The organism is Cellulosimicrobium sp. EB106-03-01-XG111 (assembly GCF_058792115.1).
The window spans coordinates 1-19,037 of the sequence record NZ_JBYTEQ010000010.1 but is presented as its reverse complement, the minus strand read 5'-3'; the positions used below and the strand labels follow the sequence as shown (position 1 = coordinate 19,037).

Annotated in this window: 14 protein-coding genes; 10 read left to right on the top strand and 4 right to left on the bottom strand. The window is 75.4% G+C overall.

All coding sequences use genetic code 11. From position 1 onward, the window contains the following. The first annotated feature begins 146 nt into the window (after nucleotides 1-146). From AC3WT4_RS10530 to AC3WT4_RS10510, 5 genes are all read left to right on the top strand, one after another. Nucleotides 147-1,271 carry a carbohydrate ABC transporter permease gene (locus AC3WT4_RS10530; protein ID WP_074807765.1) on the top strand — a complete coding sequence of 375 codons (1,125 nt, stop codon included), beginning with the start codon at nucleotides 147-149 and terminating at the stop codon, nucleotides 1,269-1,271. Beyond that, nucleotides 1,268-2,188: a carbohydrate ABC transporter permease gene (locus AC3WT4_RS10525; protein ID WP_034651858.1), complete on the top strand. Its 921-nt coding sequence runs from the start codon at nucleotides 1,268-1,270 to the stop codon at nucleotides 2,186-2,188. The genes AC3WT4_RS10530 and AC3WT4_RS10525 overlap by 4 nt, the downstream gene beginning before the upstream one ends. Nucleotides 2,189-2,323: 135 nt before the next feature. Beyond that, nucleotides 2,324-3,874 (top strand): glycoside hydrolase family 1 protein, encoded by a 1,551-nt coding sequence (locus tag AC3WT4_RS10520; RefSeq protein WP_492315412.1) that lies wholly within the window; start codon nucleotides 2,324-2,326, stop codon nucleotides 3,872-3,874. Nucleotides 3,875-3,941: 67 nt separating this feature from the next. Further along, on the top strand, nucleotides 3,942-4,958 hold the full coding sequence (locus AC3WT4_RS10515) for a LacI family DNA-binding transcriptional regulator (RefSeq protein ID WP_074807773.1): 1,017 nt from the start codon (nucleotides 3,942-3,944) through the stop codon (nucleotides 4,956-4,958). 84 nt (nucleotides 4,959-5,042) lie between these two features. Beyond that, nucleotides 5,043-6,257 (top strand): DNA glycosylase AlkZ-like family protein, encoded by a 1,215-nt coding sequence (locus AC3WT4_RS10510; RefSeq protein ID WP_492315411.1) that lies wholly within the window; start codon nucleotides 5,043-5,045, stop codon nucleotides 6,255-6,257. A 32-nt stretch (nucleotides 6,258-6,289) separates the two neighbouring features. Here AC3WT4_RS10510 and AC3WT4_RS10505 read toward each other — a convergent pair whose 3' ends face one another. Beyond that, nucleotides 6,290-9,883, bottom strand: coding sequence for a proline dehydrogenase family protein (locus tag AC3WT4_RS10505; protein WP_492315410.1), 3,594 nt, complete (start codon nucleotides 9,881-9,883; stop codon nucleotides 6,290-6,292). A 53-nt stretch (nucleotides 9,884-9,936) separates the two neighbouring features. On the opposite strand from AC3WT4_RS10505, the gene AC3WT4_RS10500 reads away from it, so the two are divergent. The 3 genes from AC3WT4_RS10500 to AC3WT4_RS10490 all read left to right on the top strand — a co-directional run bounded on the left by AC3WT4_RS10500 (nucleotide 9,937) and on the right by AC3WT4_RS10490 (nucleotide 12,998). Further along, entirely contained in the window at nucleotides 9,937-10,695 is a 759-nt protein-coding gene (locus AC3WT4_RS10500; RefSeq protein WP_074807785.1) for a helix-turn-helix transcriptional regulator, read from the top strand. Nucleotides 10,696-10,764: 69 nt separating this feature from the next. Further along, a complete protein-coding gene (locus AC3WT4_RS10495) occupies nucleotides 10,765-11,565 on the top strand; it encodes an aldo/keto reductase (protein WP_492315409.1) in 801 nt (266 codons plus the stop codon). 86 nt (nucleotides 11,566-11,651) lie between these two features. Continuing rightward, nucleotides 11,652-12,998: a Glu/Leu/Phe/Val family dehydrogenase gene (locus AC3WT4_RS10490; RefSeq protein WP_286185864.1), complete on the top strand. Its 1,347-nt coding sequence runs from the start codon at nucleotides 11,652-11,654 to the stop codon at nucleotides 12,996-12,998. A gap of 84 nt (nucleotides 12,999-13,082) precedes the next feature. On the opposite strand, the gene AC3WT4_RS10485 is transcribed toward AC3WT4_RS10490, so the two are convergent. From AC3WT4_RS10485 to AC3WT4_RS10475, 3 genes are all read right to left on the bottom strand, one after another. After that, on the bottom strand, nucleotides 13,083-13,916 hold the full coding sequence (locus AC3WT4_RS10485) for a TspO-related membrane protein (RefSeq protein ID WP_492315408.1): 834 nt from the start codon (nucleotides 13,914-13,916) through the stop codon (nucleotides 13,083-13,085). A gap of 185 nt (nucleotides 13,917-14,101) precedes the next feature. Beyond that, nucleotides 14,102-14,836 carry a hydrogen peroxide-dependent heme synthase gene (gene hemQ, locus AC3WT4_RS10480; RefSeq protein ID WP_074807793.1) on the bottom strand — a complete coding sequence of 245 codons (735 nt, stop codon included), beginning with the start codon at nucleotides 14,834-14,836 and terminating at the stop codon, nucleotides 14,102-14,104. 41 nt (nucleotides 14,837-14,877) lie between these two features. Beyond that, the gene (locus AC3WT4_RS10475) at nucleotides 14,878-16,125 is read right to left on the bottom strand and encodes a ferrochelatase (protein WP_492315407.1); all 1,248 of its coding nucleotides are present in this window, start codon (nucleotides 16,123-16,125) and stop codon (nucleotides 14,878-14,880) included. A 201-nt stretch (nucleotides 16,126-16,326) separates the two neighbouring features. Between AC3WT4_RS10475 and AC3WT4_RS10470 the strand changes: the two genes are divergently transcribed. Together AC3WT4_RS10470 and AC3WT4_RS10465 are read left to right on the top strand one after the other, a co-directional pair. Beyond that, nucleotides 16,327-17,421, top strand: coding sequence for a DUF2804 domain-containing protein (locus AC3WT4_RS10470; protein WP_492315406.1), 1,095 nt, complete (start codon nucleotides 16,327-16,329; stop codon nucleotides 17,419-17,421). Nucleotides 17,422-17,583: 162 nt separating this feature from the next. Continuing rightward, the gene (locus AC3WT4_RS10465; RefSeq protein ID WP_492315405.1) at nucleotides 17,584-18,891 is read left to right on the top strand and encodes an alkaline phosphatase; all 1,308 of its coding nucleotides are present in this window, start codon (nucleotides 17,584-17,586) and stop codon (nucleotides 18,889-18,891) included. Nucleotides 18,892-19,037 lie beyond the last annotated feature (146 nt).

Here is a 19,037-nt window from a genome sequence, read left to right as displayed (position 1 = left end):
TCCTGTCTTGTCGCTGTTTTTTCTTTGGCCTCGGGCGGGTGGGGTACCCCCCCCCCCCCCCCCCCCCCCCCCCGCGCGCGTCCGCCCGCGGACGACGCCCCGCACCCGCAGCCACCCAGCGCCACCGAGCAGCCCAGGAATCCCACATGGCCGTCCTCACGCCCACCCAGCCCTCGCCGGGGCTCAGCGGTCCGCCGCCGCGCACGCCGCGCCGCGTCGGCTTCTCCCAGCGCCTCAGCCGCTGGGACGTCAAGGTCTCGCCCTACCTCTACATCTCGCCCTTCTTCATCCTGTTCGCGATCACGGGGCTCTTCCCGCTCGTGTACACCGCCGTGGTGTCCGTCTACGACTGGAACCTGCTCGGCGGCCAGGGCGACTTCGTCGGTCTCCAGAACTACACGGACGTCCTCGCGCAGCCGACGTTCTGGAAGTCCCTGCGCAACACCGTCTCGATCTTCGTGCTCTCGTCCGTGCCGCAGGTCCTCGCCGCGATCGCGATCGCCGCGCTGCTCGACCAGAACCTGCGCGCCGCGACCTTCTGGCGCATGGGCGTCCTGCTGCCGTACGTCGTCGCACCCGTCGCGGTCTCGATGATCTTCGGCCGCCTGTTCGCCGACCAGTACGGGCTCATCAACGAGCTGCTCGGCCTCGTCGGTGTCGACCCGATCCGCTGGCACGCCGACGCCCTCGCGAGCCACGTCGCCATCGCGTCGATGGTGAACTTCCGCTGGACGGGGTACAACGCGCTGATCTTCCTCGCCGCGATGCAGGCGGTGCCGCGCGAGCTGTACGAGGCCGCGATCATCGACGGCGCCGGGCGCGTGCGCCAGTTCTTCTCCGTGACCGTCCCGCAGATCCGCGCCACGATCATCTTCGTCGTCATCACCTCGACGATCGGTGGCCTGCAGATCTTCGACGAGCCGCGCATGTTCGACGCGCAGGGCCTCGGCGGCGCCGACCGCCAGTGGATGACGACCGTGCTCTACCTCTACGACGTCGCGTGGGGCAACCAGAAGAACTTCGGTCGTGCGGCCGCCGTCGCGTGGCTGCTGTTCCTGCTCATCATCCTCGTGGGCATCGTCAACTTCCTCGTCACCCGGCGGATCGCCACGTCGAACGCGCAGCCGCGACCGCCACGCTGGGTGCGTCGCCGGCAGGAGGCGCGCAAGCGCCTGCGTGCCGAGGACGCCATGTCCGCGCAGCGTTCCGCCGCGGGGACCGAGGCGTCCGTCCCGACCGCCGCCAGCCCGACCGACCGGAGGAAGCGATGAGCTCCGTCCCCGTCATCGCCCAGACCGCCGGCCCGGGCGCGGCCCGCGCCGCGTCCCGCCGCCGGAGCGCCGGGAAGAACGTGGGCGGCACGCAGCGCCGCCCGCGCTGGGTCACCTACACCATCCTCGGGATCGTCCTGCTGATCTCGGTGTTCCCGCTGTACTTCACGCTGATCCTGGGCTCCTCGACGCCCGAGGAGATCTCGCGCAGCGCTCTGCCCCAGCTCCTGCCGGACGCGAGCCTGTTCGACCGGTTCGCCGACGTCATGAGCTCGGACGCGATCAACTTCTGGAAGGCCGCCTGGAACTCGGTGGTCGTCGCGGTGCTCACGTCCCTCTCGGTCGTGCTGTTCTCGACGCTCGCCGGCTTCTCGTTCGCGAAGCTCCGGTTCCGCGGCCGCGGCCCGCTGCTCGTCTTCGTCATCGCGACGATGGCGGTCCCCACGCAGCTCGGCGTCATCCCGATGTACATCCTCATGTCGGACCTCGGGTGGATCGGCAAGCTCCAGGCCGTCATCGTGCCCGCGCTCGTCACGGCGTTCGGCGTCTTCTGGATGACGCAGTACCTCGGCGAGGCGCTGCCGTACGAGCTCATCGAGGCGGCCCGGGTCGACGGCGCGTCCATGATCCGCACGTTCTGGTCCATCGCGCTGCCGGCGGCCCGCCCGGCCGCCGCGATGCTGGGCCTGTTCACGTTCGTGCAGCAGTGGACGAACTTCTTCTGGCCGTCCATCGTGCTCAACCAGAACAACCCGACGCTGCCGCTCGTGGTGCGGTCCCTGCAGTCGAACTTCTTCGTCGACTACTCGCTCGTCATGGCCGGGATCTTCCTCGTCACGCTGCCGCTCATCGTCATCTTCATCTTCACCGGCCGCCAGCTCGTGGCGGGCATCATGCAGGGCGCCGTCAAGGGCTGACGCCCGGCGCCCCGCGCCGCACGACCCGCCCACCACCCGGTGGGCGCGGTCCGTGCTGCGCGCCGACCGTCGCGCGGGCGGGCCCGACCGGCCCGCCCGCGTGCCATCCCGCGACTTCTCGAAGGACAATCGACCATGACCAGCTTCGTCCCGTCCGCGCCCCTCCTCCCGAACCCGGCGACCGCGACCGGACGCGTCGAGATGCCCCCGGGCTTCCTCTGGGGCGCCGCGACGGCCGCGTTCCAGATCGAGGGCGCGGGGCGCACCGACGGGCGCACGGACTCCGTGTGGGACGCGTTCGCCCGCGTGCCGGGCGCCGTCGTGAACGGTGACGACGGCATGGTCGCGTGCGACCACTACCACCGGTACCGCGAGGACGTCGCGCTCCTGCGGGGCCTCGACCTCGGGGCCTACCGGTTCTCGACGTCGTGGGCCCGCGTGCGTCCCGACGGCGGCGCGGTGAACCCCGCCGGGCTCGCGTTCTACGACCGCCTCGTCGACGAGCTGCTCGCGGCGGACGTCCTGCCGTGGCTCACGCTCTACCACTGGGACCTCCCCCAGGCGCTCGAGGACAAGGGCGGCTGGACGTCGCGCGACACGGCGTACCTCTTCGCCGAGTACGCGGTGACGATGCACGAGGCGCTCGGTGACCGCGTCGGCGTGTGGACGACCCTCAACGAGCCGTGGTGCTCCGCGTTCCTCGGCTACACCGCGGGCGTGCACGCACCGGGCCGGCAGTCGCGCGAGGACGGCCTCGCGGCCGCGCACCACCTGCTGCTCGGGCACGGCCTCGCGGTCCAGGCGCTGCGCGAGCGCGCGCCGGAGGCGAACCTCGGGCTCACGCTGAACTTCACCGTGTCCGACCCGGTCGACCCGCAGGACCAGGCCGACGTCGACGCCGCGCGCCGGATCGACGGCCAGTTCAACCGGATCTTCCTCGACCCCGTCTTCCACGGCGAGTACCCGGCCGACGTCCTCGAGGACGTCGCGCCCTACGGGCTGCTCGAGCACGTCAAGGACAGCGACCTTGAGATCATCTCCACCCCGATCGACACGCTCGGGGTCAACTACTACGACGGCGGGGCCGTCTCGGCCCGCCCGCAGGCGACGGCGCCCGGCGCCGAGGGCGACGGTGCCGGGGGCACCCGCCCCGAGGGCGTCCGCGACGAGGCGGCCGACGACGCGCCGGTGCGCCCGACGTCGTCCCCCTACCCCGCCGCGGACGGCGTGCACGCCCACTCGCGCGGCCTGCCGCGCACGGACATGGGCTGGGAGGTCCAGCCCGAGGGGCTGACGCGCCTGCTCACGCGCCTGCAGCGCGACTTCACCGGCCCGCGCGGCGTCGCGATGTACATCACCGAGAACGGTGCCGCCTACCCGGACCAGGTGGGCCCGGACGGCTCGGTCGACGACCAGGACCGGCTCGAGTTCCTCGACGCGCACCTGCGCGCGACGCGCGACGCGATCGACGCCGGGGCGGACGTGCGCGGCTACTTCGCGTGGTCGCTCCTCGACAACTTCGAGTGGGCGCTCGGCTACACGAAGCGGTTCGGCATCGTCCGCGTCGACTACGAGACGCAGGAGCGCACCGTCAAGGCGAGCGGCGCCTGGTACGGCCAGGTCGCGCGCGACAACGCGATCCCGGCGCGCGAGACGCCGGCCGCGGACCCCGCCCCGGCCGAGTGAGGACGACGGTGAGGACACGGTGAGCGGGGCGGTGCGGACCGGGGAGCGCGCGCGCGATACTGTCCGGATGAACAGCCTGCGCTCCGCGCCGACCCTGGACGAGGTGGCCCAGACGGCGGGTGTCTCGCGCTCGACGGCGTCGCGCGCCATCAACGGCGGCCTGCGGGTGTCCCCCGAGGCGCAGGCGGCGGTCGACGCCGCTGTCGCGCAGCTCGGCTACACGCCCAACCGCGCCGCCCGCTCGCTCGTGACGCGCCGCACGGACTCGATCGCCCTCGTGGTCCCCGAGCCGGACGAGCGCATCCTCACCGACCCGTTCCTCGCGGGCACGATGCGCGGCGTGAGCGCCGCGCTCGGCGGCACCGACCTGCAGCTCGTGCTGCTGTTCGCGCGCCCCGACGAGCAGCCGGGCCGCATCGTGCGGTACCTGAGCAGCGGCCACGTCGACGGCGCGATCGTCGCGTCGCACCACCGCGACGACGAGCTCGAGGAGGCGCTCCTCGCGGCGCGCCTGCCCGCCGTCTTCGTGGGGCGGCCGTTCCGCCCGACGCCGGACCTCCTCTACGTCGACGTCGACAACGTCGAGGGCGGGCGCCTCGCGGCGCGGCGCCTCGTCGAGGCGGGCCGGCGCCGCATCGCGACGATCGCCGGCCCGCAGGACATGACGGCGGGCGTGGACCGGCTCACGGGCTTCCGCGAGGTGCTGCGCGAGGCCGGCCTGCCGGACGACGCGGTCGAGATCGGCGACTTCGCCGTCGCGGGCGGCGCGGCGGCCATGGAGCGCCTCCTCGCCGCGCACCCCGACGTCGACGGCCTGTTCGTCGCGTCCGACCTCATGGCCGAGGGCGCGCTGCGCGTGCTCGCGGCCCACGGCCGCGACGTGCCGCGCGACGTGTCCGTCGTCGGCTTCGACAACCTCGCCACCGCCGCCACGACGTCGCCCCCGCTCACGACGGTGCAGAACCCGATGGTCGAGATGGTGCGCGGCGCGACCGACCTCCTGCTCGACCTCGTGGGCGGCCGCGGCGACGAGATCGCGTCGCAGGTCCTCGCACCCGAGCTCGTCGAGCGCGACTCCGTCTGATCCGTCGTCGGTCCCCGACGGCGCCCCGGCAGCCCCGGGCCGCCGGGGCGCGACGCCGTGGGCGGTCGCTCGTAGCCTGGCGTCGTGCACCCGTCCACGGAACCGGTGGCCACGCTCTCGCGGGCCGACGTCCTCGCCGCACGCTGGCACGCCCACCAGCTCGACCGGGCGCCCGGCGCGGCCGCCGCGGCGTCGGACGTCGCCGTCCTCGACCTGGGCGTCCAGGACACGGGGGCCGACGGCGCCGCGTGGGCGCTCGCCGTCCGCGGCGCCCCGCCGATCACGCCCGGCACCCTGCCGCCCGACCTCGCGCTCGCGTGGACGCTGCGCGGGGCCCCGCACGTCTACCGCCGCGCGGACCTCGCCGAGGTCGCGACCGCCACGGCGCCGTTCTCCGAGGCCGACGCCGCCAAGCGGGTCTACGACGCGAGCCGACCGCTCCGTGCGGCCGGTGTCGCCGTGCTCGACGCCCTGCGCACCGAGGCACGGCTGGAGCGCGAGCTCGTCGAGACGCCGACCGTCAAGGGCGACCTCTCGACGCGGCTCACCGCGCGGCTCCCGGAGCCGCACCTGCGCTGGTGCAAGCCGTGCGGCGCCACGCACAGCTACGAGCAGACGTTCCGCCTCGCGGCCCTGCAGGCCGGGCTCGAGCTCGAGCCGGGCTCGTCCCCGCCCGTGCTGCGGCGCGTCCCCGGGCTCGAGCCGCCGCTCTACGGGCGCCTCGGCGGCGACGCCCCGCCGCGCCTGGACGTCGTGCGCGGCTACCTGCGGTTCTTCCCCGGCGCGAGCGTCCAGGACACCGCCGCGTTCCTCGACGCCCCGGTCAAGGACGTCCGGAGCCGGTGGCCCGACGACGCGCTCCGCGTCGAGGTCGCCGACGTCGACCCGGGTGCGCGGCCGACCGAGCGCTGGGTGCTCGCCGACGACCTCGGGCGCGTCACGGGCGCCGCCGCGCGCGAGCGCGACGCGCGGCCCGCGGCCGGTGTCCCGGCCGTGCGCCTCGTGGGCCCCTACGACCTGTTCCTCCAGCTGCGCGACCGCGCGACGCTCGTCCCGGACGTCGCGCGCGCCCAGGACCTGTGGCGGGTCCTCGGCCGGCCCGGGGCCGTGCTCGCGGGCGGCGAGGTCGTGGGCACGTGGCGGCCCCGCGCGTCGGGCCGCCGCCTCACGGTCCGCACCGACCCGTGGGTCCCGTGGGACGCCGGGCTCACCGACGCCGTCGCCGAGCAGGCGGAGCGCCTGCGCGCGTTCCGCGACGCGACGTCCGTGACGGTGGTACCGGCGCAGGACGCGCAGTAGAGCCCGGGCCTCTCCCTCGACGGCGCCGCGGGTCAGCGCTTCACGTGGCCGTACCGGTGGGTCGTGCGACTGACCGCCTGCTCGTGGAGCACGGCGAGCAGCTCGCGACGACCGCTCGCGACGACGGGGTGGTCGAGCACCGTCACCTCGCCCACGCGCTCGGCCGCGGCCTCGTGCAGCCCCGGCGCCGAGCCGACGACGCGGACCCGGCCCCGGACCGCGCCGGACGCGACGCGGCGCGCGAACTCCTCGTCGCTCACGGCGGCGTCGCCCGTGCTCGGCACGACGACCGCCGGCACGCCTGCGGTGCGCGCGGCGTGGAGCACGCGCTGGACCTCGACGGGGAGGGCGTCCGCACCGACGCGCACGGTGAGCACGTCGACCGGGCGGTAGCGGAACACGTTCGCCTCGACGTGCAGACCCGAGGGGTCGTGGCCCACGGAGAACTCCCGCGCCCACCAGCGCGCGTCGTCGGCCTGCGCCCACGCGAGCCACGCCTCGGGCGCGGTCTCGCGCGCGGGCGGCGTGGCGTCGGCCGGCGCGGCACGCCCCGGGCCGGTGCTGCCCGACGACGTCCCCGCGCCCTCGCCGGCGTCCTCGCCCGGCGCGTCGCTCCAGCGCCCGAGCTGCGCGACGTAGTTCGGCCCGCCCGCCTTGGCGCCCGGGCCGACGGCCGACTGCTTCCAGCCGCCGAACGACTGCCGCTGCACGATCGCGCCCGTGATGTGCCGGTTGACGTAGGCGTTGCCCACCTGGACGGCGTCGAGCCAGCGCTCGACCTCCGCGTCGTCGAGGCTGTGGATGCCGCCGGTGAGCCCGAACGGCACGGCGTTCTGGAGCGCGATCGCCTCGTCGAGCGTCGCGGCGGTCACGATCCCGAGGACGGGGCCGAAGTACTCGGTGAGGTGGAACGGCGACCCGGGCGCGACGCCCTCCTTGAGGCCGGGCGTCCAGAGGCGGCCCTCCAGGTCGGGTCCGCCGTCGAGCAGCCGCGGCCGCACGAGCCAGGACTCCCCCGGCTCCAGGGTCGTCAGCGCGTGCAGCAGCTTGCCCGACGCGGGCTCGGTGAGCGGGCCCATGGTCGTCGAGACGTCGGTCGCCGGACCGACGGCGAGCGAGCGCACCGCGTCCACGAGCTGGCGCCGCACGCGCCGCCCCGTCTCGGTCCGCGGGTCGCCCGCCGAGCCGACGAGGATCGCGAGCGACGCGGCCGAGCACTTCTGCCCCGCGTGCCCGAACGCCGACCGCACGAGGTCCGCGACCGCGAGGTCGAGGTCCGCCGACGGCGTGACGACGAGCGCGTTCTTGCCCGACGTCTCGGCGAGCACCGGGCGCGACGGCTTCCACCGCGCGAAGAGCTGCGCGGTCTCGATCGAGCCCGTGAGCACGACGCGCGCGACGTCGTCGTGCGTCACGAGGCGGGTGCCGAGCTCGTCGTCGGGCACGCGGACGTACTGCACGACCTCCGTCACCGAGCCCGCGTCCAGCCCCGGGAAGTCTCCCGGCGCCGCGGCCACCGCGTCGCGCAGGCCCGCGTGGACCGCCTCGACGGCGACCTCGAGGCAGCGCGGCGTCGGCGGCGCGGGCTTGGCGAGCACGGCCGACCCGGCCGCGAGCGCCGCGAGGACCCCGCCCACGGGGATCGCGACGGGGAAGTTCCACGGCGGCGTGACGAGCGTGACGCCGTCGGGCGCGAACCGGGCGCCGGGCACGTGGTCCAGCTCCTCGGCGGAGCGCGCGTAGTAGCGCGCGAAGTCGACGGCCTCGCTCACCTCGGGGTCGGCCTCGGCGACGGTCTTGCCGGGCTCGTGCACCATCGCGGCGACGAGGTCGGTGCGTGCCTCCTCCAGGCGCCGGGCGACCGCACGCAGGGCGGCGGCGCGGGCCGCCGGGGCGACCTGCGACCACGCGGCGGTCGCGCGCACGGCGGTCGCGACGGCGTCGTCCACCTGCGCGGTCGTGGTGAGCTCGGGCGTGCGGACGGGGACGTACCCGGAGCCGGTCCCGGTGACGTGGCGGGCCCAGTCGCGCGAGGCGGCGACCGCCGGGTCGGTGTCGGGGGCGTTCGCGAACCCGGCGCCGGCCCGGGTGCCGGTCCCGGTGCTCTCGGGCACGGTGCCGGCGCCGACGGCGGGCCGGGGCGTGCGGCGCGGCGCGACGTCGGTCTCGGCGTAGTGCACCCCGTGGCGCACGGACGCGCGGAACGCGGCCTCCTGGCGCTCCATGGGGCTGCCCGCGGGCGACCCGTCGGGCGCGAACATGGCGTGCAGGAAGTTCTGCTCGGCGGCGTTCTCCTCGAGGCGGCGCACGAGGTAGGAGATCGCGACGTCGAAGTCCTCGTCGCGCACGACGGGTGTGTACAGCACGACGCGCCCGCCGCGCCCCGCGTGCGGGCCGCTCTCGACGCGGTCGGCCGCGACCTCGTCGCGCACGGCGCGCGCCTCGCCCGGGGCCATGCCCTGGAGCATCTCGACGTCGAGCGCGTGGCTCACGCCGCGGGCCCGGCCGAGGAGCACGGCGAGCGCGACGTGGAAGAGGTTGTGGCTCGCGACGCCGATGCGCACGGCGTCGGTCCGCGGCGCGCGCAGGGCGTGGTCGAGGAGGCGGACGTAGTTGGCGTCGACGTCGGGCTTGGTCGGGTAGGGCGCCTGCGGCCAGCCGTGCAGCTCGGCCTCGACGGCCTCCATCGCGAGGTTCGCGCCCTTGACGAGGCGCACCTTGACCGGCGCTCCCCCGGCGGCGACGCGCTCGGCCGCGAAGCGCGTGAGCCCGTCGAGCGCACCGAGCGCGTCGGGCAGGTACGCCTGGAGCACGATCCCGGCCTCGAGGTCGTGCAGGTCGTCGTGCGCGAGGATCTCGCGGAAGACCGCGGTCGTGAGCGCGAGGTCCTTGTACTCCTCCATGTCGAGGTTGAGGAAGACGCCGTGGTCGCGCGCGGCCCGGTACAGCGGCAGGAGCCGCTCCACGACCCGCGCGCACGACCCGTCGAGGTCCCACGTGACGAGCTGCGACGCGACGGACGACACCTTGACCGACACGTAGTCGACGTCGGGCCGCCGCACGAGCGCGAGGGTGCGCTCGAGGCGGGCGTCCGCCTCGGCCTCGCCGAGCACGGCCTCGCCGAGGAGGTTGACGTTGAGCGCGTAGCCCTCCGCGCGGGTCCGGGCGAGGTGCGGGCCGAGGCCGCGGCCGGCGTCGGCCACGAGGTGGCCCACGAGCTGGCGCAGGCGCACGCGCGCGGCCGGCACGACGACGCGCGGCAGCACCTGTGCGACACCCGCCCCGACGCGCAGGAGGGACCGGTCGACCGGCCCGAGGAACGACCCCGCGCTGCCCGCGAGCTGGCCGAGGCGGCCGAGCGCCCGCGCGGCGACGTGCACGTCCTGGGGGCGCGCGACGTCGTCGACGAACCGGACCGCGAGCTCGAGGCCCGCGGGGTCGGAGACGAGCGCACCGAGCCGCTCGGCGGTCTTGCGGGCGCGCGCGTCGCCCGCTCCCTCGCTGGCGGCGAGCCAGCGCCGGGCCAGCGCGACGGCCTCCTCGACGAGGTCGTCCGGGGAGGTGAGGCTCGTGTCGCCGACAGGTCCGGGGGTGGGGAGCGGCCGGGCGGGCGCGTCGTTGCTCATCCCTCCAGGGTGCCTCGGGTCGCGGTGACTCGTCTTGTACGATCCGGGGCGACATGACACCCGACCGCGACAACGCCGAGACCTCGCCGCCCGCGGCGGACCAGCTCCTCCGAGCGCTCAGCCCCGCCATGGTCGCGCTCATGGACGAGCTGCCGGACACGATGTTCTGCGCGAAGGACGTCACGGGCCGGTACGTCGCGGTCAACCCCGTGTTCGTCGCGCGGACGACCGAGCGCTCGCGCCGCGCGGTGCTGGGCCGACGCGCGCGCGACCTGTTCGTCCCGCAGCTCGCCGAGCGCTACGAGCAGCAGGACGCCGAGGTGCTGCGCGGGCGCGCGCTGCGCGGCGAGCTCGAGCGCATCCGGCGGCTCGGCGGCACGTCGGGCTGGTTCCTCACGTCCAAGCTCCCCGTGCACGACGACGCCGGTCACCTCGTCGGCCTCGTGTCCGTCTCGCACGACCTGCGTGCGGGCGCGGCCGACGACGCGACCATGGACTCCCTCGCCGCGCTCGTCGCCGCGGTCGAGACGGACCTCGGCGCCCGCTGGACGACGGCGCGGCTCGCCGAGGCGGCGGGCTGCACGCCCGCGGTGCTCGACCGGCGGGTGCGGCGCGTGTACGGCGTGACGCCGCGCCAGCTCGTGCTGCGCACCCGGGTCGACCACGCGACACGCCTCCTCGCGGGGAGCGCCATGACGATCGGCGACGTCGCGGCGGCGAGCGGGTTCTACGACCAGCCCTCGTTCACGCGCACCTTCGCGCGCCTCGCGGGCGAGACCCCTGCTCAGTACCGCCGTCGCACGCGCCGCTGACCTCCGCCCGCGCGACGGCGACGGCGCCCGCGGTGGCGAGCGACGCCGTCGGGCACGGAGACTGACGGCATGACCTCCGCAGACCCCGCCCCCGTCCCCACGGTCGAGCTGCCCGGCGGCACGATGCCCCTGCTCGGCCTCGGCACGTGGCAGTCCGAGGGCGACGACGCCTACCGCGCCGTGCGCCACGCGCTCGACGTGGGCTACCGGCACGTCGACACCGCGACGGGCTACGGCAACGAGGCGCAGGTCGGGCGCGCGCTCGCCGACTCGTCCGTCGACCGCGGCGACGTGTTCGTCACCACCAAGCTCCCGCCGGACGCCGCGGGCCGCGAGCGCGAGACGCTCGAGGCGTCGCTGCGCGACCTCGGCACGGACCACGTCGACCTGTGGCTCATCCACTGGCCGCCGGCGGGCGAGGCGTCGCCGTGGGTGTGGGAGCGGTTCGTCGAGCTGCGCGACGAGGGCAAGGTGCGCTCGATCGGGGTGAGCAACTACTCCGTCGACCAGGTCGACGTGCTGTCCGAGCAGGTCGGCGAGACGCCCGCCGTCGACCAGATCCCGTGGAGCCCGGCCGACTACGACCACCGGGTCGCGCACGAGCTCGCGCAGCGCGGCGTCGTGCTCGAGGGGTACAGCCCGTTCAAGCGCACCGACCTCGACGCGCCGGTCCTCGCGGAGGTCGCGGCGGCGCACGGCGTCACGCCCGCGCAGGTCGTGCTGCGCTGGCACCTCGACCACGGGTTCGTCGTCATCCCGAAGTCCGTGACGCCGGAGCGGATCGAGGCGAACTTCCGGGTGACCGGGTTCTCCCTCACCGCGGACGAGCTCGCGGCCGTCGACGCCCTGGGGCACCGCCGGGGCGCGTGAGCGGCGAGCGCCCGCGCCGGGGGTAGCGTGACCCTCGGTGCCGCACACCCCCGCGGCACCGAGGAGAACCTCGAACCGGAGGAACCGTGACGACGACGTCCGTGCCGCCCGCCACCACGAGCGACGGCCCCGCCCCCACCGACAGCACCGATCTCCCCCGCGGCACGCGCCGCTCCCCCGACGCCGGGGCCCCGGCGTCCGCGCTCGACACCGCGCACGCGCAGCTCGCCGGCGCGGTCCGCTTCCTCGGCTACGACGACGGCCTGCACGAGATGCTCGCGACCCCGCGCCGCGAGGTGAACGTGGCCGTGCCGCTGCGGCGCGACGACGGCCGCACCGTCCTGTTCCACGGCTACCGCGTGCAGCACAACGTGTCGCGCGGTCCGGGCAAGGGCGGCCTGCGGTACGCGCCGAGCGTCGACATCGACGAGGTCCGCGCGCTCGCCATGTGGATGACGTGGAAGTGCGCCCTCGTGGACCTGCCGTACGGCGGCGCGAAGGGCGGCGTCGCGATCGACCCGCGCTCCTACTCCGAGGCGGAGCTCGAGCGCGTGACGCGCCGCTACACGTCGGAGATCATGCCGGTCATCGGGCCCGAGCGGGACATCATGGCGCCCGACATGGGCACGAGCGAGCGGACCATGGCCTGGGTCATGGACACCTACTCCGTCAACCAGGGCTACACGATCCCGGCGGTCGTGACCGGCAAGCCCATCACCGTGGGCGGGTCGCTCGGTCGGACGACGGCGACGAGCGCCGGGGTCGTGCACGTCACCGCCGCGGCGCTCGAGGAGGCGGGCGTGCCGCTGTCCGACGTGCGCGTCGCCATCCAGGGCTTCGGCAAGGTCGGGTCGCACGCGGCCGCGATCTTCGCGGCCCGCGGCGCCCGCGTCGTGGCGGTGTCCGACCAGTACGGCGGGGTGCACGCCCCGGACGGTCTCGACGTGCGGGCGCTGGTCGAGCACGTCGCCGCGACCGGCAGCGTCGTGGGCTTCGACCGGGCCGACCCGGTCGACAACGACGCGCTGCTCGCGCTCGACGTCGACGTGCTCGTGCCGGCCGCGGTCGAGGGCGTGCTCGACGGCGACACCGCCCGGACCGTGCGCGCGCGCTGGGTCGTCGAGGGCGCCAACGGCCCGACGACCGCCGAGGGCGACCGCGTGCTCGCGAAGAACGGCGTGACCGTGGTGCCGGACGTGCTCGCGAACGCGGGCGGCGTCGTCGTCTCCTACTTCGAGTGGGTCCAGGCGAACCAGGCGTACTGGTGGACCGCGGAGGAGATCGGCGACAAGCTCGAGCACCGCATGCTCCACGCCTACGAGGAGGTCGCGGGCCTCGCGCGCCGAGAGGACCTGAGCCTGCGCGACGCGGCGCTCGTCATCGGCGTCCAGCGCGTGGCGGAGGCCCACCAGATCCGAGGCCTCTACCCCTGACGATCCACGCTCCGCCCCGCCGAGCACGGGGTCCGCGACCGTCCTGGGCTCGATCCGGTCGCCGACCCCGTGCTCGGCGGGTGCTCAGGGGCGTGACCGGCGGGTTGCCGCTAGCAGCGCCGCGATCAGCGCTGTTGCGGACGCTCCGACGGCGGCCCAGGCGACGGTGGGGTCGACGAGGTCGCCCTGGAACCGTCCGACGGCGATCCACGCGAGGCCCCACGACATCGCGAGGCCGATGCCGAGGGCGACCGCGCGGCGCCCGGCGGCGAACGCCGCCCACGCGACGGACAGCGCCGCGGCGAGCACCACGAGCACGACGGACCAGCCCGTCGCGCCGAGCCCGAGCTCGCCGACGCCCGCGTCGGTGAGCGCCGCGGCGACGTTCGCGAGCGTCGCGACGCTCACCCAGCCGGTGTACAGGCCCATCGTCCCGTCGAGCACGACGGCCTGCGCCGTCGACTCGGGCCGACGGCGCACGAGCCGCACGACGACCACCGCGTCGACGGCGAGCAGCGCCGCGATGACGACGACGCTCAGCGGGACCCACCCGGCCTGCACGACGCCGATCCACGCGGCGTTGAGGACCATGGACACGAGGACCCACCACGCGGTCGCGCGCAGGCGCGGGCTCGTCGCGTGCCGCGGCAGCACCTGGTAGACGGCGAACACGAAGAGCCCGAGGTAGATCACCGACCAGATGCGGAACGCCGGGTTGTCCGGCGCGACGGGCGTCGCGGTCGAGGACAGCGCGCCCCCGGCGGTCTGCTCGACGGACGTGCCGCCGAAGGCGCCCGCGCCGTACGCCGCGGCACCGGCGGCGACGAGCGAGCCCACGAGGACGACGACCTGACGGACCCGGTCGGAGGGGGCGGGGGCGCGGACGCTTCCCGCGGGGACGGCGGCTGCGGTGGTCATGCCTCCAGCCTGACATCACTCAGCATGCTGAGCATCTCGGGCGACCCGCCGCTCCCCCGTCACCGAGAACGACTCTGCTCGTCGCCGAGAACGACCCTGGTGCCGATATCGCGGGGACATCGACACCAGGGTCGTTCTCGGCCGCGGGCCTGCGCGGGTCGGGCGGGCGAGCAGACGGGCGGGGCTCAGGCCAGGGGCTGGCGGTCCGCCCAGTCGGCGAGCGTCGTGCGCGGGCCCGTGAAGAACGGGACCTCCTCGCGCACGTGGCGGCGCGCCTCGGTCGCGCGCAGCTCGCGCATGAGGTCGACGATGCGGTGCAGCTCGTCGGCCTCGAACGCGAGGATCCACTCGTAGTCGCCCAGCGCGAACGACGCGACCGTGTTGGCCCGCACGTCGGGGTAGTCCTTCGCGGCGAGGCCGTGGTCGCGCAGCATGGTGCGGCGCTCGGCGTCGGGCAGGAGGTACCAGTCGTACGAGCGCACGAACGGGTACACCGACAGGTAGTCGCGCGGCTCCTCGCCCGCGAGGAACGCGGGCACGTGCCCCCGGTTGAACTCCGCCGGGCGGTGCAGCGCCACGTTCGACCACACGGGCTCGAGGTGCGCGCCCAGGCCGCTCGCGCGCAGGTGCTGGTAGGCACGCTGCACCGACTCGACCGTCGGGCCGTGCCACCACACCATGAGGTCGGCGTCCGAGCGCAGGCCCGCGACGTCGTACCAGCCGCGCACGACGAGGTCGCCGTCCGTCGCGGACGGGTCGTCGCCACCGCCGACGGCGGCCAGCGCGTCGGCCACGAGGCCGGCACGCTCGTCGGCCTCGGCGGGCAGGGGCGCGGCCGTCGCGAAGACGGACCACATCGCGTAGCGGATGGTGGTGTTGATCTGCTCGTGGTCCGCGGGTACGCGCGCGGCGTCGTTCATCGGGGTTCCTCTCGGGTCCGTGCGGGGGTGTCCGCCGGGGTTCAGCTGTGGATGTCCGTGCTGCACAGCGCCGGGACGCCGCTCGGCTCGCCGTCGCGGCGCAGGCAGCAGCCCGGCGCGCACACCGAGCGGAACGCGGGCAGCGCGCCCACCGTGGCCTGCTCGACGACCTCGCCGCGCGCGAGCGCCGCGCGCTCGACGAGCAGGTCGACGAGACCGCGCACGAACGGCTCGCGCGTGCTCACGGTGCCCGCGCGGACCGCGGTCATCCCGAGCCCCGTCGCCGTCTCCATCGCCTCGGTGTCGAGGTCGTACGCGACCTCCATGTGGTCGGAGACGAAGCCGATCGGCGACAGCACGACGTCGCGGACGCCGTCCTGCGCGAGGGCCTCGAGGTGGTCGTTCACGTCGGGCTCGAGCCACGGCTGGCTCGGCGGGCCGGACCGCGAGCAGTACGCGAGGTCCCACGCGACGTCGTGACCCAGGCGCGCCGAGACCTCCGCCGCGATCACGCGCGCGAGGTCGAGGTGCTGCTCGGAGTACGTCGCGAACGAGATGCGCGACGCCGCCTCCATCGTGTCCGGGATGGAGTGCGTGACGAACACGAGCCGCGCGGCCGCGCCGTCGCCGCCCTTGTCCGCGAGCGCCGCGTAGCCGTCGAGCACCGCGTCGACGTTCGCCTGCGCGAAGCCCGGGTGGTTGAAGTAGGAGCGCACCTTGTCGAACTGCACGCCCGTGGAGCCGTCGGGGCCGAGCTGGCCGCGCCCGTCGAGCACGACCGCGAGGTCCTCGCGGTACTGGCGGCAGCCCGAGTACGACGAGTACGCGGACGTCACCAGGGCGACCGCGTTCTTCGCGCCCAGCGCCTCGAGCTCGTCGATCGCGTCGGTCGTGTACGGCTCCCAGTTGCGGTTGCCCCACACGACGGGCAGCTCGACGCCGCGGCGCGCGAGCTCGGCCTCGAGCGCCGCCTTGAGCGCGAGGTTCTGCTCGTTGATGGGGCTCTTGCCGCCGAAGCCGTAGTAGTGCTCGCCGACCTCCTCGAGGCGCGAGTCCGGGATGCCCTTGCCCGCGGTGACGTTGCGCAGGAACGGCACGACGTCCTCGGGCTTGTTGGGCCCGCCGAACGAGTACAGCAGCAGCGCGTCGTACGGGCGCAGGTCGGGGGTGGGACCGGGGTCGACGGCGCTCGCGGGGGTGGCGGCGGGCTCGACGGGCTCGACGGGCTCGACGGGCGCAGCGGCCCGGCCCGTGTCGGCAGTGACGTCCTGGGGGGAGAACGGGGGCATGCTCCCGATCATGGCACCCGCTCCTGAGCCCGCTCGTCCGGAAGCGGGCACCTCGGACGTGACATTGACGGGACAGAGTGTCACCTCGTCCCTCGCGAGGACGCTCGCACCCTAGACTCGGGCCGCTCGTCCCTCGGGCCGCGCCGCAGGCACCGACGCCCGCGCACGAGCCGCCCGAGCCGACCACGTGGAGGTGGAGCCGTGCCGCTCCCGGAGATCACCGAGCGCGTGCCGCTCACGCGCCCCGACGGCCGCCTCGACCGCCGGGCCGTCGGCTGGGCCCGCCGGCCCCTCGTCGACACCGACGCGATCGGGCGGCGCGGCGCGGGCGGCCCGCGCCGGTTCGGCCGGAACAAGCGCTGGGAGTACTGGGGCGTCACCACCCCGACGCACGTCCTCGCCCTCACCGTCTCCTCGATCGACTACGCCACGGTGCACGAGGTGTGGGTCCTGGACCGGGAGTCGGGGCGGACGTGGGGTGCCGACGCGACCGTGGTGCCGGCGCGCGGCGTCGAGCTCCCCGGCACGCTGGGCGACGGCCCGGCGCGCGCCCGGGCGAGGAACCTCGCGATCGACCTCGACGAGGTCGACGGCGGCACGCGCCTGCGGGCACGCACGCGCGACGTCTCGTTCGACGTCGTCGCCACGCTGCCGCCGGGTCACGAGCGGCTCGCGGTGGTGGTCCCGTGGAGCGACACGCGGTTCCAGTACACGGTCAAGGACGTGGCCCGCCCCGCGCACGGCACGCTGTGGGTCGACGGCCGGACGGTCGACGTGCCCGCCGGGTCGTCGTGGGCCGTGCTCGACCACGGCCGCGGGCGCTGGCCGTACGACGTCCGGTGGAACTGGGGCGCGGGCTCGGGCGAGAGCCACGGCCGGGTCGTCGGGATCCAGGTGGGCGGCCGCTGGACGGTCGGCACCGGGTCGACCGAGAACGCGGTCCTCGTCGACGGGCGCCTCCACCACCTCCCCGACGAGCTCGTGTGGGACTACGACCTCGCCGACCCGGACCGGCCGTGGCGCGTCAGCGGCGGCGGGCTCGACGCGACGTTCGTGCCCTTCCACACGAAGGTCACGCGCACGCACCTCGGGGTCGTCTCGTCGTCGACCGACCAGTGCTTCGGACGCTGGTCGGGCACGTTCACCCCGTCGGCCGCGCCGGGTGCGGGCGGCACGCCGTCCGCGCCGGGCGCGGGCGGCACGCCGTCCGCGCCGGGCGCGGGCGGCACGTCGTCCGCGCCGGTGCGGTTCGACGGGCTCGTCGGCTGGGCCGAGGAGGTCCACAACCGCTGGTGACCGCCCCGCACCCCGGCCCCGCTTGCCAGTCCCCCGCCCCTGCCTAGCGTGGGGAACGACCCGGCGGCACCGACGCCGTCGGGCGTGCCCCGCGACGACGGCGACCCCGTCCGCGGCGGCCGTGCCGGCACCGGAGCCGGCGCCAGTGGGAAGGGGAGTCTCATGCAGGCACGACGAGGACGGTTCAGCGCACGGACGACGGGGGTCGCGGCCGCCGCGGCGCTCGTGATGCTCCTGCCGCTCGGCGGCGGTGGCGAGCGCGGCGACGACCGGGGCGGCGACCGCGGCGGCGGCCAGGGTCACGGGAACGACCGCGCCCGCAACGTCATCTTCATCCAGGGCGACGGGCTCGGGCTCTCGCACCGCGAGCTGGTCCGGCTCGCGACGGTCGGCAAGGACGGGCAGCTCGCGATGGACTCGCTCGAGCACGCCGGCTGGACCACGACGGACTCGGCCGACCCCGAGGAGGCCGTCACGGACTCCGCGGCGGGCGCGACGGCGTTCGCGTCCGGGGTCCGGACGTACAACGGGGCGGTGGGCGTCGACGTCGACGGCAACCCGGTCCCGACGCTCCTCGAGGCGGCCCGGGACGCGGGCAAGGCCACGGGCCTGGTCACGACGGCGCAGGTCACCGACGCGACGCCCGCGGCGTTCGGCGCGCACGTGCCCGACCGCGGCGACCAGAGCGAGATCGCGCGCCAGCTCCTCGAGGGCTCGCGGCCCGACGTCGTCCTCGGCGGCGGCGAGGACTGGTGGTACCCGGCGGGCGACCCCGGCGCGTGGGAGGACAACCCCGCGAAGGACCCGACCGAGCAGAGCAAGGGGACGAAGGGGAACCTCGTCGAGCGCGCGCAGGGCCTCGGCTACACGTACGTGAGCGACGCCGAGGGGCTCGCGGACGCGCGCGGGCGCAAGCTGCTCGGCCTGTTCGCGAACGAGGAGATGTTCGAGCAGCGCAACGAGGGCGAGGGCGACCTGTACGAGCCGGAGGTGCCGCTCGTCGACATGACGGCCAAGGCGCTCGACGTGCTGTCGCGCGACCGCGACGGGTTCTTCCTGCTCGTCGAGGAGGAGGGTGTGGACGAGTTCGCGCACCGCTCCAACGCGACGCGCACGATCCAGGCCGGGCAGGCGCTCGACGAGACCGTCGCGCTGGCGCTGGACTTCCAGGAGCGGAACCGGGACACGCTCGTGCTCGTCGTGGGCGACCACGCGACGGGCGGGCTCGCGATCGAGAACGTCGACCCCGAGGACGAGGGCGGCGAGGGTGCGACGGCCGAGGACGGCCCGTTCGACCTCGCGGGCTCCGACCTGCAGTTCACGGTCGACTGGACGACGGGCGGCCACACGGGCGAGGCGACGCCGATCACCGCGCAGGGCCCGGGCGCCGCACGCCTCGCGGGCGCGCAGCGCAACACCGACGTCCACGACGCCGTCCTGCGCGCGATGCAGCCCCGCAGCCGCGGCTGAGCCGCCCGCGCCGCCGACCACGCCCCTGACGCCGCCGACCACGCCCCTGGCGCCGCCGAGCACGGGGTTGGGGGGGGGGGGGGGGGGGGGGGGGGGGGGGGGGGGGGGGGGGGGGGGGGGGGGGGGGGGGGGGGGGGGAGGGGGGG

Excerpts from the sequence above, each read along its gene's own strand:
- AC3WT4_RS10465 (WP_492315405.1), top strand. The coding sequence starts at position 17,584 with ATGCAGGCACGACGAGGACGGTTCAGCGCACGGACGACGGGGGTCGCG.
- AC3WT4_RS10500 (WP_074807785.1), top strand. The coding sequence starts at position 9,937 with ATGACACCCGACCGCGACAACGCCGAGACCTCGCCGCCCGCGGCGGAC.
- AC3WT4_RS10515 (WP_074807773.1), top strand. The coding sequence starts at position 3,942 with ATGAACAGCCTGCGCTCCGCGCCGACCCTGGACGAGGTGGCCCAGACG.
- AC3WT4_RS10525 (WP_034651858.1), top strand. The coding sequence starts at position 1,268 with ATGAGCTCCGTCCCCGTCATCGCCCAGACCGCCGGCCCGGGCGCGGCC.
- AC3WT4_RS10485 (WP_492315408.1), bottom strand. The coding sequence starts at position 13,916 with ATGACCACCGCAGCCGCCGTCCCCGCGGGAAGCGTCCGCGCCCCCGCC.
- AC3WT4_RS10505 (WP_492315410.1), bottom strand. The coding sequence starts at position 9,883 with ATGAGCAACGACGCGCCCGCCCGGCCGCTCCCCACCCCCGGACCTGTC.
- AC3WT4_RS10520 (WP_492315412.1), top strand. The coding sequence starts at position 2,324 with ATGACCAGCTTCGTCCCGTCCGCGCCCCTCCTCCCGAACCCGGCGACC.
- AC3WT4_RS10495 (WP_492315409.1), top strand. The coding sequence starts at position 10,765 with ATGACCTCCGCAGACCCCGCCCCCGTCCCCACGGTCGAGCTGCCCGGC.
- AC3WT4_RS10475 (WP_492315407.1), bottom strand. The coding sequence starts at position 16,125 with ATGCCCCCGTTCTCCCCCCAGGACGTCACTGCCGACACGGGCCGGGCC.
- AC3WT4_RS10530 (WP_074807765.1), top strand. The coding sequence starts at position 147 with ATGGCCGTCCTCACGCCCACCCAGCCCTCGCCGGGGCTCAGCGGTCCG.
- hemQ (WP_074807793.1), bottom strand. The coding sequence starts at position 14,836 with ATGAACGACGCCGCGCGCGTACCCGCGGACCACGAGCAGATCAACACC.